The following is a 12818-nucleotide window of genomic DNA, read 5'->3' as shown; positions in this document are numbered from 1 at the left end:
CGGTGCCCGTCCCGGGGTCCGCGGCGCCGCTCGCCCCTTGGTTCCTTGCGCCGCTCGCCTCGTGGCCCGCTCCGAGGCCCGTGCCGGGACTCCCGTCCGTGAGTCGTCCGTTCACGGGGCGATCACTCCCGGCACCTTCGGGTAGGCGCTGGCCTGCCACACCGCGTCGAGTCCGGCGAGGTAGCGGGTGAAGCGCTCCAGGCCGATGCCGAACCCGGCGCTGTCCGGTATGCCCTCGCGGACCATCTGGAGGTACCAGCCGTACTTGGCGGGGTTCTCGCCGGTCTCCCGCATGCGGGCGACGATCCGGGCGTACTCGAACTCGCGCTCGCTGCCGCTGCACAGTTCGCCGTAGCCCTCGGGCGCGATGATGTCGAAGTTGCGGAGGGTGCCGGGCTCGTCGCGGCTCTCGCGGTCGTAGAAGCCGCGGGAGCCCTTGGGGTAGTCGGTGACGAAGAAGGGGCGGCCGGACTTGGCGGAGAGCAGGGCCTCGCCCTCCCAGTCGATCTCGGCGTCGGCGCTCTGGTCGTGTCCCAGGTCGCGGAGTTCGGCGACGGCCTCGGCGTGGGTGCGGTGCCCGAAGGACTGACCGAGGAGCTCGGCGAAGGCGCCGGTGTCGCGGCCGAGGATCTCGAACTCCTCCGCCTGGTGCTCGCTGACCTCGCGGACGATGTGCCGCACGAGGTCCTCGCCGAGGCGGGTGATCTCCTCGCGGGAGGCGCCGGCGACCTCGACGTCGATCTGGTGGAACTCGGCCAGGTGGCGGCTGGTGTTCGCGGTCTCCAGCGGTTCCAGGCGGACGCAGGGCGCGATGGAGAAGATCTTGTCGAAGGCGAGCAGCGAGGCCTGCTTGTAGAGGATGGCGCTGGTCATGAGCTTGTAGCGGTGTCCGTAGTAGTCGATGTCGACCTGCTTGGAGCCGCGGGTGCCGGGGTCGGTGACGGGGCCGATCATCGGCAGCAGCATCTCGGTGAACCCGTGGCCGCGCAGGAAGTCGCGGGCCGCCGTGAGCACGCCGTTCTGGAGCCGGACGACGGCGCGGGTCGTCGGGTCGGTCAGGTGCCGTGCGGGCGCCTCGGGCAGGCGGTCCGTGGCGGTGGGGCCGGTCGCCGGGTCCGTGGTGTGCAGCATGGGGTGTCTACCGTCCTTCTTCGGTGAGGGCCGTGCGGTTCGTCGGCGGGCGGTGCCCGTCGTCGAGGGGCCGGTGGGCGGGCGAGGGGTCGAGGGCCGTGGCGTCGAAGCGCTGTTCCACGTGGCGGAGGGCGCTGAGGAGGCCGCTGGAGGTGAGGCGGGGCTCGTGGCCTAGTTCGACGATGCCGCCGAGCGGCATGGAGCCGATGGCCGACCAGCGCAGCCGTCCGTCGCTGTCGAGGTAGCTGCGGGTGCGTTGGGCGTTGTCGGGGTGGAGGCAGTAGGGGACGTCGAGGTAGCCGCGTTCGAAGGCCACCGGCAGGGCGCGGCCGAGGTCGGGCGAGATCTCCAGGACGGCCTGGACGAGGGCGGAGGCCTCGGCGTGGATGCCCGTGTCGGGGACCCGCCCGGCGGAGGTCCGCCCCGGGGCCGTGTCCGGCTCGACGGCGCTGCCGGGGGCCGTGCCCGTGCCGAGGCCCCTCAGCGAGGCCGCCTCGGCCTCGGCGGCGCGCGCCGCGGCCTCCAGGGCGGCGGCGTTCTCCCGTACGGTCGGGATGCGGTGGGCCTCGGCGGCGGTCTTCACGATGAGGCGGGCCGCGCCGGTGCGGACCGCGAGCCGGGCCGACTCCTCCAGGAGGAGCCGGGCGCCGTCGGGGGTGCGCGGGTAGACGCCCATGTACGTGTAGACGACGACGTGCCGGTCGAGGTCGGGCAGGAGCACGTCCGCGAGTCGCCGCAGGGCGTGCAGGGCCTCCTCGTCCTGGGCGGGGTCGGTGCCCTGGGCGTAGCTGAGGGAGACGCTGCGCAGTCCGTGCTGGGCGAAGAAGAGGGCTTCCAGGACGCTGAGCGCGACGAGCAGGCTCGGCGGGCACAGCTGGCCCATCATGCAGCCGCCGAAGGTCTCCAGGTGGGGTTCGGCCCCGTGGTCGCGGGTGCGGGCGAGCAGTTCGCAGGTGCGGGCCCAGTTGTCGACGGAGGTGGTCAGCGGCGTACGGCCGTAGGGCAGGCAGTAGGAGACGGGGCCGCCCTCGGTGGCGTCGAGTCCGGCGCGGAGGAGCGCGGCGACGATGTCCTGCGGGGCGGCGGAGCCGTGGCGGACCTGCACGGGGAAGGTGGGGTCCTGGATGCCGTCGAGGACCGAGCGGGTGACGGCGGTGTCGTAGGTGACGAGGGGGTAGCCGTTGAGGGGGACGCCGTCGGCGAGGGCGCGGCGGGCGGCGGTCTGGTCGCCGACGCGGGTGTAGCTGTCGATGGTGACGGTGCCGACGGTGGTGGCGTCCGCGGCTCTGGTGGCGGCGAGTCCGGCCCGCATGGCCCGCGGGTCGCTCATGCCCATGCGGGGCTGGACGACCAGGCGGCCGGCCGCCCGCGCGGCGGAGACGAAGGCCCCGAAGGAGCCCGGGGGCAGGGGCCGGGGCAGGGCCGCGGGGGTGGCGGGTGCGGGGCGGCGGGTGGGTACGGTCATGTCGTCACGCCCGCCGGGATGGATCTGAGGAACGATCCGAACGACGCGAGGCCCGCGCCTTCTTCGAAGACGGCGTCGAAGCCGGCTTCGAGGAGAGCGGCGTGGTCGGTGCTGTCGGCGCCGTCGATGCCGAGCTTGCCGCCGATCACGACGGGGATGGCGGCGGTTTCGGGATGGCCGCGGAGTTCCCGGATGACCCGCCGTCCGTCGTTGGCGCCGTGGCCGTTGACGCTGCTGATCACCACGAGGTCGGGGCGGCGGCGCCGGCACTCCTCGACGAGGAGCTCGTCGGGCACGCAGGCCCCGAGGTTCGCGACCCGGTGGCCCAGCTCCTCCAGCAGCAGTTGCAGAAACACGAGGTTCCAGGTGTGCGCGTCCGACGCGACGCTGGAGACGATCACCTTGAGTCCGGATGCGGACCGTACCTCCGTAATCGGGGTCTGTACCGGGGTGACCGGGGTGCCCACTTTCATAGCCTGCCTTCGTTCGACATGACGGATGGCGTCTTCTCGCCCGCGATTCCCGGTCGTCGCCGAATTCCTGCCCGTCTCCGGATCTCCGGTCGTCACCGAATCTCCGGACGTGACCGAATTCGTGGTCGTCTCCGATTCCCGCCGTATTCCTCACCTGTTTCTGGTGGCGGCGGGAATGTCCGGTCGGGGCGCGGTTTCACCGTAGGGGCCGCTTCGGGGGCCGGAAGGAAGTCCGAGCGGCAGGTGTCCGGCAGAATCGGCCGTGGGACGGGTGTCGGCGGGGAGGGCTTCAGGCCACCGCGCAGACGGACGGCGCCCCGGCGGCGCGCCCGGTGGGGGTTGCGTGTCCGGCGGGATGCCGGGCGTGACGGCAGGCGAGGACCGACCGGACCCGGTGCAGGACGCGGAAGCGGTCCCGGCCGTCCTCGTCGGCGGTGCGGACCAGGCCGTGGATGAGCAGGCCGTACACGGTGGCGGCGGTGTCGGCGAGGGAGGTGCCGGTGAGGGGTGCCGCCTCGTCCAGGGTCCAGCTCCCGGGCAGCGCGCTCAGCGCGGACAGCCTGTCCCGCAGGGCTGGTTCCAGTACGGCGAGACTGCGGGCGACGGCTCCGGGGCCGCCGGCCGAGGCGGGGCCGGGGCCCCAGGCGGCGGGCGGCGCCGAGAAGTGCTCGGGGTCCCGGGCGAGCGAGTGCAGCAGCTCTTCCGGGGCGTGTACGAGTCCCCAGGCGGCCGTGGTCTCCAGCGCGCCCGGGACGCCGTCCAGCGCGCGGCACAGCTCGGCGACGGCGGGGGTCGCGGCGGGGCGTGGGGCGTAGGGGCGCAGCCGCCGCAGGTGGGACAGGAACAGCCGGACGGAGGGGAACTCGTCGAGCGCGGCGGCGTCGCGGTCGAGCGCCCGTCCGGGGACGGGTAACGGCGCGATCGGCATGACCTGTTCGCCGGCCAGGCGCGCCGGGGTGGGTGCGGTGACGACGACGCGCAGGCCCGGCCCGCGGGCGAGGAGGTGGTGGACCAGGGTTCCTTCGGCGCGGTGCGCGAGGCCGTCCAGGACGAGCAGCACGTCCTGCCCCCGACCGCCCCGGGTACCGCTCACGGCCGCTTCGAGGTGGCGCAACTCCCCGAGGTCGTAGGAGAGTCCGGCGGCCTGGACCCACAGGACCTGCCAGCCGTGACCGTCCCGGAGGACGCCTGCCGCCTCCCGGACGATGCGGGTCTTGCCGACGCCGCCCAGGCCGACGACGCTCACGAGCCTCTGGTGATCCACCGTCAGGAGCTCGACGAGGGAGTGGATCTCGTGCCGGCGCCCGAAGGTCGTGCCGAGCAGTGCGGGCGGCGGGCAGGTCTCGGGCCCCGCGGTGCGGGGCGTCTCGGGCGCGAGCCGGCTGCGCGCCGCCTCGTGGAACGCTTCGCGGGACGCGCCGGTGAGCCGGAGGACGTCGGCGAGCAGCCGGGCGGTCTCCTGCCGGGGGCGGCGGGCGCGGCCGCTCTCCAGGTCCCGTATGGCCCTGACGCTGAGTGTGGCCAGATCGGCCATCTGCTGCTGGGTCATGCCGCTGCGCCGGCGGTGGTCGCGCAGCAGCCCGCCGAACTGGTCCGTCCCGATGGCTGTGGTCATGGGTCCCCTCCCTTGGTGTGTCCTGGCGCCACCCATGGTCGGAACGGTCGGCCGCGCACCGCATGGGTCGGCCGCCCCCAGATTTGGGAGCCGGACCGGCCGGGGTTCCGCGCGAGTGTTTCGCGGGTGTGTCCACGGTGCGGCGAGGGGTCGATCGGGGCGGTACGGGGTGGTGCCCGGCCGTGCGGGGGTACGGGAATCGGCGCCGGGTACGGGGCGGGTGCGGCGGGTCCCCGGGGAGGAGTGCGGGGGTGGTGCGGGGGGTGTGGGGCAAACATGGGGGCGATGCCCCCATGTGGGACCGGGGGATGTCCTGCGAACGTTGCGCACGTGACCATCACCACCTCCACACAGGACGACACCACGACGGGCCTGGCCCCGGGCTGGTGGGCTCCGGCCCTCCATCTGCGGGAGCGGCTCGCGGCCCCCGGGTCTCCCACCGGGGCGCTCTCCCGCCGGGCGGCGGAGCGGCTGGCGGACCGGGTGACGGCCCTGGGCCAGGACGAGGCGTTCCTGGCGCGGCTGGCCGAGCTCGGCGTCGACGTGCCGACGGTCGCCGCGCTGGCGGCGGAGCCCTCGGCGCGGCTGGCGGCCAGGACGGCGCGGCCGGCGTGGGCGGAGTTCGTGGAGCGCGCGGTGGCCGCGGCGCCCCTGTGGGCGCAGACGGACGACGAGCAGGGCCCCGGCGCGCCGCGCGACGCATGGCGGCGGGCGTTCGCCGGTTCACTGGCGCCCCTGACACGTGCGGCCGGCCGCACGCTGGCCGAGCGGCTCCGGGCGCTGCCGGGCGCACTGCCCGGCCGGATCGACGAGGCCTCCGTACGGGCGGGGTTCGAGCGGCAGCTCGGCCACCGGCTGGTGGCTCCGGCGGCGCGCACCCTCGTCCTGGAACTGAACCGCGCGCGCGTCGAGGGACGGCTCGAAGGGGCCACGCCCGAGCGCCGGTTCGCCGGCTTCGCCGAGGAGCTCGGCACCCGCCACCCGCTGTCCGGGCTGTTCGCCCGCTATCCGGTGCTCGCCCGATTACTGGGCACCGAGTGCGTCCACGCCACCGCCGCCACCGCCGAGCTGCTGGCCCGGTTCGTCGCCGACCGGGCGGCGATCGTGGCGGAGCTCCTCGGGGGTGTCGACCCCGGCGCGCTGACGGGCGTGGAGCTCGGTCACGGGGACACCCACCAGCAGGGCCGCTCGGTGGCCCTGCTCCGCTTCGCCGACGGCCGCACGGTCGTGTACAAGCCCCGCCCGCTCGACCAGCACGCCGGCTTCGACCGGCTGGTGGCCTGGCTCGACGAGCGGCTGCCCGGCCTGGGGCTGCGCACGGTGGCGTTCCTGCGCCGCGAGGGCTACGGCTGGCTGGAGTTCGTCGGCCACCGCCCCTGCGGTTCGGTCGGTGAGGCCGATCTGTTCTACCGCCGGCAGGGCGCGCTCCTCGCCCTGGTGTACGCGCTGGACGGCGCGGACATGCACTGCGAGAACCTCATCGCCTGCGGGGACCAGCCGGTGCTGGTCGACGTGGAGACGCTGCTGCACCCCTCGGTGCCCGCGGCCACCACGGCGGGCCCCGACCCGGCCGCACTGGCCCTGGCCGCCTCCGTGCACCGCACCTGTCTGCTGCCCCAGTTGCTGATCGGCGAGCACGGGGCACTGGACATCTCGGCCCTCGGCGGCGGCCAGGCAGCACTGTCCCCCGCCGACGCCGTCGACTGGGCGGACGCCGGAACCGACACGATGCACCTGGTGCGGCGGCGGGTCCCCTACTCCGGAACCCCCAACCGTCCTTCGCTGGACGGCCGGGACATCGACCCGGGGGCGTACGGGGCGGCGCTGCTCACCGGATTCAGGCTGGGCTACGACACCTTGGTCGCGCACCGGACGGAACTCCTCGCGCCCGATGGCCCGTTGGCCCTCTTCGGATCCGCACAGGCCCGTTTCGTGGCCCGGGCGACCCGGCTGTACGGGACGCTCCTGGACGAGTCGGCCCATCCCGACGTGCTCGGCGACGCCGTCGACCGGGACGTGCTGTTCTCCCTGCTGTACGCCGAGTCCGCGGGCGACCCGGTGCGGCGGCGGCTGGTGGAGCACGAGATCGCGGACCTCTGGGACGGCGACGTCCCGGTCTTCGCCCACCGGCCCGGGAGCGCCGACGTCTGGTCGTCCCGCGGGGCCCGGCTGCCCGGCCTGCTGGCCGGGCCCGCGCTCGTCGCCACCGAGGAGAAGATCTCCGCCCTGGACGAGGTGGACCGGCACCACCAGGAATGGCTCATCTCCGCCGCGCTGTCCACCCGCCGGGCCCGCCCTGTCACGCACCGCGCCGACGCGCCGGCCCTGCCCACGGCGCCGGCCGCGGTGCCGGAGCCGCGCCGTCTCCTCGCCGCGGCCTGCGGCATCGCCGACGAGATCGTGGGGCGTGCGGTCCGCGACGACTCCCGGGCCAACTGGATCGGCCTGGAACTCGTCGACGGCAGGCACTGGACGGTGACCCCGATGGGCGCCGGTCTCGCCGACGGATACACCGGAGTGGCCCTGTTCCTCGCCCAGTTGGGCCGGCTGACCGGTGTCGGCCGCTACACGGACCTGGCGTCGCGGGCCGTCCGTCCGCTGCCCCGGCTCATCCACGCGCTCGCCTCCGACCCTGAGCTGAGCCGTGCGGTGGGGCCCGGCGGGTTCCACGGCCTGGGCGGGCTCTGCTACGCGCTCGCCCGGCTGACCACCCTGCTCGGCGACGAGCGGCTCGGCGACTGCCTGCCGCTCGCGCTGCGGGCGCTGGCCGCCTCGGCCCGTACGCACGACCCGGCCGGTCCCCCGGCGGACGTCGGCACCGGGCTCGCGGGAGGTCTCGCGGCGCTGCTCGCGGTGCACCGGGAGACCGGGATGCCCGAAGCCGCCGCGCTCGCCGCGGAGTTCGCCGGCCGGCTCCTCCCGGCGGCCGGCGCTCTCCCGGACGGGTTCCTGCGGGGGCGGGCGGGGGCGGACTGGGCGCTGGGCCGCTACGACGCGGCCGTCCCCTCGGCCGAGGGGGCGACCGCGTCCGCCGGCCGGGTCCTGCTCGACCCCGCGTCGCCGGGCGCGGGCTCGCCCACGGCAACGGGCACGGGCACGGGCACGGACATCGGCTGGTGCTCGGGGCTGTCCGGCTCCCTCCTGGCCGCCGTGGCCGGAGCGGCCGGGGCCGGTGCCGCCGGAGTGCCCGAGGCCGCGTGGGACCGACTGGCCGGGGACCGCCCGCCCCTGAGCGATCTCAGCCTCTGTCACGGGGAGTCGGGCACGCTGGAGGCCCTGGCCGTCGCCGCCGCGCACGGGCTCCCCGGGGCCGCGGGCCGGCTCACCCATCGGGCCGGGCTGGTACTCGGGGCGCTGGACGGGTACGGACCCCGGTGCGCCACTCCCGACACGGTGCCCTCCCCCGGGCTCCTCACCGGATCGTCCGGTATCGGCTACGCCCTGCTCCGGCTGGGCTTCGCCGAGACCGTACCCTCCGTGCTCCTCCTCGACCCCACTCCCGGGGAGCGGTGACCCGCCCCCTACGTGAGGCCCGTACGAAACGCACCGCACGCACTCCACGCACCACACGCACGGGACAGACCACTCGCACCGCACGCACGACACGCACCGCAGGCACGTCCATCCGACCGCACCTCGAAAGGATCCCCATGAACCCGCAGACGCCGTCCCGCGAGACCGCCACCGCCCTCACCGACACGACCGTCGAGGGAACCGGCGCCACCGGCGCGGTGGAGCCGGCCGGGCGGATCGCGCTCTCCGGGCGCGACCGGGCCACGGCCCGCGCCCGGGCCCTCGCGGGTCTCGCCCTCGGCACCGGACTCGTGGCGATCCTCAACGACATCGACACCACCGTGAGCTTCCCGATCCTGCCGGTCTGACAGGCCCGACCTGACATTCCCGTCCCCGGCGGCCGCCCTCCGAACCCCGCGGAGGCGGCCGCCGGGGCCGTGCGTTCGGGCACCTGATCGAAGCGTCACTTATGCCCTGGCATGAACGGGTAAATTCTCGGGTATGCATCCCCGAGCCCCTCTCCTCGTCGGACGTGACGCGGAAATCGCCCAGTTGGACCGCGCCCTCGACACCGCTCGCGGGCGGCGCGGCAGCACGGTGTTCCTGGTCGGCGACGGAGGCATCGGCAAATCACGGCTCGCGGCCGAGGCGACGGGCCTGGCGTTCTCCGCCGGGATGCGGGTGCTGCGCGGCCGGGGCAGCACGATCGGCCCCATGGTGCCGTTCCGCCCGCTCACCGAGGCCCTGATGTCGCTCTTCCGCGGCGGCGAGCCGTGGGAGGAGGCCGAACTGGGCCCGTACCGGCCGGTCCTGGGCCGGCTGGTCCCCGACTGGGCGGGCGAGGCGCAGAACGGCGGCTCGCTGGTGGTGCTCGCCGAGGCCGTGCTGCGGCTGCTCTCCGTGGTGTCCAGGGAGCACGGCGCCCTGGTGGTCCTGGAGGACCTGCACGACGCCGACACCGAGACGCTGGTGGTGCTCGAATACCTGGTGGACAACCTGGAGCACCTGCCGGTGGTCCTGCTCGCCACCACCCGCGCGGAGCCGTGCGCGGCCCTGGACCTGGCGCACTCGGTGACGCAGCGGCGGTCCGGAGTCCTGCTCGGCCTCGGGCCGCTGGACCGCTCCGAGGTCGCCCGGATGATCGCCTCCTGCCTGGACACCGAGGCGGACCGGGTGCCCCAGGAGGTCGTGGAGCGGCTCTGGGACACCAGCGTCGGCAATCCGTTCGTCGTCGAGGAGCTGCTCCACGGCATGATCGGCAACGGCTCGGTGGTCCACCGGGGCGTCTCCTGGGAGGTCGTCGGCTCGCTGCGCACCGAGGTGCCGAGCACGCTGGTGCGGGGCATCGCGCACCGGACCGACCGGCTGGGGCCGCAGGGCCGGATGCTGCTGTCGGCCGCCGCCGTGCTCGGCCGCCGCTTCCCGCTGCCGGTGCTCCAGCGGATGTCCGGCATCGACGACCACGGCCTGCTGAGCCATCTGCACGCGGGCGTGGCGGCCCAGTTGGTCGTACCGGACGAGCCGGCTCCCGACTGGTACGCGTTCCGGCATCCGCTGACCGCCGAGGCCCTCCTGGCCCAGCTCACCCCCACCGACCGGGCGAAGCTGTCCGGCCGGGCGGCCGAGGTGGTGGAGGAGCTCCACCCCGGCCTGCCGGGCGAGTGGTGCCCGCTGGTGGCGGCGCTGCGCCGGGACGCCGGCGACCGGGTGGGGGCGGCGCGGCTGCTCACGGAGGCCGGCCGGCGGGCGCTGGCGGACGGTGCCGTGGGTTCGGGGGTGTCGCTGCTGCTGGGCGCCGACGAGCTGCTGGCGCACCGTCAGGACTGGTCGGTACGGGCCGAGGTGCTGGAGTCGCTGCTGCCGGCGCTCGCGGAGAGCGGGGAGTTCGACCGGGCCTTCGAGCTGGCGGAGGACCTGCACGAGCTGGTCGGCGCGGGAGTGGAGGCCGGCCGGCTCGCCGCGCTCCACACCCGGCTCGCCAAGGTGGCCCACCTGGCGGGCCGTTGGGCCGACGGCAACGCGCAGATCGCCGAGGCCCGGGCATTGCTCACGACCGTGCGGGACCCGGCGCAGTCGGCCGCCGTCGACGTGGTGGCCGCGTACCTGGCGCTGGACACACCGGGCCCCGACCGTACCGAGACGGCCGAGAAGCTGGCCCGAGCCGCGGTGTCGGCGGCCGAGGCCGGGCCGCAGCCGGCGGTGGCGTGTCAGGCCTGGGAGCTGCTCGGGGTGCTGGCCCGGGAGCGCGATCTGGACGAGGCGCGGCTGTGCTTCGAGCGGGCGCGGCGGATCGCCGAGCAGCACCGGCTGCCGATACCGCGGGCGTACGCGCTGGTGCGGGTCGGCGGGAACGAGTGGCTGGCGGACGGGGAGACGCGCTCCCTGGAGCTGGCGCGCGAGGAGGCGTTACGGCTGGGCGCGGTCACCATCGCCTACTCGATCGACGCGATCCTCGTCCTCCAGGCGGTGCTCCGCGGCCGGTTCGAGGAGGCCGCGCGGCTCGGCGAGGAGATATCGACGACGGCGGCCCGGCTGCGGCTCGCGCCGGTGGCGCGGTACGCGCTGATGACCCGGGCGACGCTGGCGGCGCACCAGGGCGACCGGGCGGCGATGGAGGGGGCGCTGCGGGAGTTCACCGGCTGGGACGGGGCGGGCTCTCAGGAGGAGCCGCTGTGCATCGGTCTGGCACGGGCCTTCTGCGCGCTCCTGGAGGAGAACCGGCCGCTGGCGCTCCGTGAGCTGGACCGGGCGCGCGCGCAGGAGTCGGACAGTCCGACGACGTTCCATCTGAGCGGTCTGCACGGGCTGCGGCTGCTGCTCGACGTGCTGGCCGGCGAGGCGGACTGGGACCACTACCACCGTACGGCGGCCACGTCGGCGAGCCGGATGCGCTGGAACCGGCAGTTCGTGCTGCTGGCCCACGCGGTGCTGCTGGGCCGGTCGGGCGAGGCGGAGTCGGCGGCGTCGGCGGTCGCCGAGGCGGAGCTGCTGGCCGCCCCGTATCCGACCGCGCTCCATCTCGGGCTGCGCCTGACGGCGGAGGCGGCGCTGGAGAACGGCTGGGGCGATCCGGCCACATGGCTGCGGCGGGCGGAGGAGCACTTCCACGCCGCCTCGGTTCCGCACGTGGCGGGTGCCTGCCGGGCGCTGCTGCGCCAGTTCGGGGTCTCGGTCCGGCAGCGGCGCAGCGGCGCGGACCGCATTCCGGCGCCGCTGCGGACGCTGGGGGTGACGGTCCGTGAGTACGAGGTCTTCCAGCTGCTGGCGGAACGTTTGAGCAACAAGGCGATCGCGGGGCGTCTCTACATCTCGCCCCGGACGGTGGAGAAGCACGTGGCGGCGCTGCTGACCAAGACCGCGCGCCAGGACCGGGAGGCGCTGTGCGACCTGTCGGCGGCGGAGGCGGCCGAGGCTGCGGCGGGGAGGCGCTGACGCGTAGGGGCCGACGCGAAGGTGCTTGGATGTCCCCCATGTTGAGTTCCGCGAAATCCGCTGCCGCGCTCCGGACGGCCGCACGTGTCTCCGCCGAATCGCTCCTCGTGCTGTTGATGGCCGCGGTGACGCTGTGGCTCGTGGGCCGCATGTGGTCCATAGTGTGGCCGTTGATCGCGGCCCTGTTCCTCACCACGCTCACCTGGCCGCCGGCCCGGTTCCTGCGGCGGCACGGCTGGCCGCCGGCCCTCGCCGCGGTCACGGTGACCGTGCTGTTCCTCCTGACCGTCGCCGGTATCGTCGCGCTGATCGCCGTGCCGATGGCGTCCCAGTCCGGTGAGCTCGCCGACGGTGTGGTCGACGGGATCGGGTGGCTGCGCGAGTGGGCGTCCGGCCCGCCGCTGAACATCAACGACACCCAGATCACCGGAGCGCTCGACACCGCGGTCGCCCGCCTCCAGGACAGCATCGGCAGCATGGTGACCGCCCTGGCGACCGGGCTCGGCACCGTCTTCAACGGCGTGGTCACCGCGTTCCTCGCGCTCTTCCTGATGTTCTTCTTCCTCAAGGACGGGCCGCGGTTCCTGCCGTGGCTCACGCGCCAGCTGCCCGGCCGGCTCGCCACCGACATCCCGGTCGTCGCCGAGCGCGCCTGGGACACCCTCGGCGCGTTCGTGCGCTCCCAGGCGTTCGTCGGCCTGATCGACGCCGTCCTCATCGGCCTCGGGCTGTGGTTCCTCGACGTGCCGCTGGTGCTGCCGCTGGCCGTGCTGACGTTCGTCTCCGCGTTCGTGCCGATCATCGGCGCGCTGTTCGCGGGTCTGGTCGCGGTCCTCATCGCCCTCGTGTCGAACGGCCCGACCGACGCGCTGATCGTGCTCGCGCTGATCGTGGTCGTCCAGCAGCTGGAGGGCAACGTCTTCCAGCCGATGATCCAGAGCCGCGGCCTGGGTCTGCACGCGGCGGTCATCCTGCTGGCCGTGACGTTCGGCGGCAGCGTGGCGGGCATCGTGGGCAGCCTGCTCGCCGTCCCCGTGGCCGCGCTGATCGCGGTGGTCTGGAACTACGTACGCACCCAGCTCGAAGTGCCCCACCCGGAGCCGGACCCCGACGTGCCGTCGGCGGAGGAGCCGCCCGCGGGCGCACCCCTGGGCACGGCCGCGACCGCCTAGGACCGACGGGGCCCGGT

General features: G+C 74.8%; 8 protein-coding genes. 4 read left to right on the top strand and 4 right to left on the bottom strand.

Annotated features, from left to right (window positions below):
- Positions 1-111 precede the first annotated feature (111 nt).
- From ACF08F_RS07635 to ACF08F_RS07620, 4 genes are all read right to left on the bottom strand, one after another.
- Positions 112-1128 carry an asparagine synthetase A gene (locus tag ACF08F_RS07635; protein ID WP_392297763.1) on the bottom strand — a complete coding sequence of 339 codons (1017 nt, stop codon included), beginning with the start codon at positions 1126-1128 and terminating at the stop codon, positions 112-114.
- A 10-nt stretch (positions 1129-1138) separates the two neighbouring features.
- A complete protein-coding gene (locus ACF08F_RS07630) occupies positions 1139-2596 on the bottom strand; it encodes a methylaspartate mutase (RefSeq protein WP_392297571.1) in 1458 nt (485 codons plus the stop codon).
- Positions 2593-3165, bottom strand: a complete 573-nt coding sequence (locus tag ACF08F_RS07625; protein ID WP_392297570.1) for a cobalamin B12-binding domain-containing protein — start codon at positions 3163-3165, stop codon at positions 2593-2595. Before ACF08F_RS07625 ends, ACF08F_RS07630 begins: the two co-directional genes overlap by 4 nt.
- Positions 3166-3358: 193 nt before the next feature.
- A complete protein-coding gene (locus ACF08F_RS07620) occupies positions 3359-4684 on the bottom strand; it encodes a helix-turn-helix domain-containing protein (RefSeq protein WP_392297569.1) in 1326 nt (441 codons plus the stop codon).
- Between the two features lie 330 nt (positions 4685-5014).
- On the opposite strand from ACF08F_RS07620, the gene ACF08F_RS07615 reads away from it, so the two are divergent.
- The 4 genes from ACF08F_RS07615 (at position 5015) to ACF08F_RS07600 (ending at position 12801) form a co-directional block, all read left to right on the top strand.
- Positions 5015-8197 carry a type 2 lanthipeptide synthetase LanM family protein gene (locus ACF08F_RS07615; protein WP_392297568.1) on the top strand — a complete coding sequence of 1061 codons (3183 nt, stop codon included), beginning with the start codon at positions 5015-5017 and terminating at the stop codon, positions 8195-8197.
- 137 nt (positions 8198-8334) lie between these two features.
- Positions 8335-8565 (top strand): hypothetical protein, encoded by a 231-nt coding sequence (locus tag ACF08F_RS07610; protein ID WP_392297567.1) that lies wholly within the window; start codon positions 8335-8337, stop codon positions 8563-8565.
- A 133-nt stretch (positions 8566-8698) separates the two neighbouring features.
- Complete coding sequence (locus ACF08F_RS07605) at positions 8699-11629, top strand: helix-turn-helix transcriptional regulator (protein ID WP_392297566.1); 2931 nt, start codon at positions 8699-8701, stop codon at positions 11627-11629.
- Between the two features lie 29 nt (positions 11630-11658).
- Complete coding sequence (locus ACF08F_RS07600; RefSeq protein ID WP_392297565.1) at positions 11659-12801, top strand: AI-2E family transporter; 1143 nt, start codon at positions 11659-11661, stop codon at positions 12799-12801.
- Positions 12802-12818 lie beyond the last annotated feature (17 nt).

The sequence above is a fragment of the Streptomyces sp. NPDC015130 genome (genome assembly GCF_043080005.1).
GTDB lineage: Bacteria > Actinomycetota > Actinomycetes > Streptomycetales > Streptomycetaceae > Streptomyces.
Note: the sequence above shows the minus strand (reverse complement) of the source record. Positions and strands in the feature narration are given on the sequence as shown.